This window comes from Vibrio sp. 378, from assembly GCF_033339435.1.
Genome location: NZ_JAWOUO010000067.1, coordinates 1 through 1480, shown reverse-complemented (window position 1 = coordinate 1480; position 1480 = coordinate 1). Strand labels below are relative to the sequence as shown.

Annotated in this window: 1 protein-coding gene; it reads left to right on the top strand. The window is 46.2% G+C overall.

All coding sequences use genetic code 11. The annotated features are described in order from the left end of the window. The coding region (gene gshA, locus R7Q48_RS24110) for a glutamate--cysteine ligase (protein WP_318132595.1) at positions 1–1480 on the top strand (1480 nt) is incomplete at both ends.

The following is a 1480-nucleotide window of genomic DNA, read 5'->3' as shown; positions in this document are numbered from 1 at the left end:
GCATCAAACCCCGAAGTATTTAAGCAGTTTGGACGCGGTGTTGAGCGAGAAACTTTGCGCTATCGTCAGGATGGACACCTAGCAACAACACCTCATCCAGAGGGTTTGGGCTCAGCGTTCACAAACAAATGGATCACCACCGACTTTTCTGAATCGTTGCTGGAGTTCATCACTCCGGTTTCTCATGACATTCCAGAATTGATGGCGCAACTGAAAGACATTCACCATTTCACTCAAACCAAAATGGGCGAAGAAAAGATGTGGCCGCTTTCTATGCCATGTTATGTCGGCAGTGAAGATGATATTCAGCTTGCTCAGTACGGTTCATCGAACTCGGCGAAAATGAAAACATTGTACCGTGAGGGGCTAAAACGCCGTTACGGCAGCTTGATGCAGATTATTTCTGGTGTTCACTTCAACTTTTCATTCCCTGAGTCATTTTGGGATGCGCTTTATGGTGAGCAGGATGAGCAAGCTCGCCAAGACACCAAATCAGCTGCTTACTTTGCTTTGATTCGTAACTATTACCGTTTTGGTTGGATGATCCCTTACTTCTTTGGTGCATCGCCAGCGTTATGTGGTTCGTTCATTCAAGGCCGTGAGACTAAACTCCCGTTTGAAAGCATCGGTGGGACACTGTATCTCCCTAAAGCGACGTCTCTTCGCTTGAGTGATCTTGGTTATACCAACAGTGCTCAAAGCGTATTGAAAATTGGTTTCAACAGTATTGACCAATATCTTGAAGGTTTAGGTGATGCGATTCGTCGACCATCTGAAGAATTCGCAAAAATTGGAGTAAAAGTGGATGGTGAGTACCGTCAGCTCAATACCAACATTCTCCAGATTGAAAATGAATTGTACGCACCAATTCGTCCGAAACGCGTAGCGAAAAGTGGTGAGAAGCCATCAGATGCATTGAGTCGCGCGGGCGTGGAATACATTGAAGTGCGCTCATTAGATGTGAACCCATTCAGTGCCGTTGGTGTTAGCGAAGAGCAAGTTCGTTTCTTAGATCTTTTCCTAACGTGGGCGGCGTTGTCAGATTCTGACCCAATGGATAACTGCGAACTAGAATGCTGGCGTGACAACTGGAACAAAGTGATCATCTCTGGTCGTGAAAAAGGTTTGATGCTGCAGATCGGTTGCCAAGGTGAACGCTTATCTTTGCAAGATTGGGCGAAGCGAGTATTCGTTGAGTTGCGCCAAATTGCAGTAGAGATGGATTCTGCGGCTGGTGGCGATGCTTACCAAGCTGTATGTGACAAGCTAGAAGCATGGATTGATAACCCTGAACTGACGATTTCTGGCCAATTGCTTGAGCTAACCAAAGAACTTGGTGGACTTGGCAAAGTAGGTTGTGCTCTTGGCATGAAGTTCCGTGAAGAAAATCTGGCTCACGGTTACCAACATTACTCGCAAGATATAATGGAAACGGAAGTGGCTTCTTCAGTCGAGAAACAGCGACAAGCGGAAGAAAGCG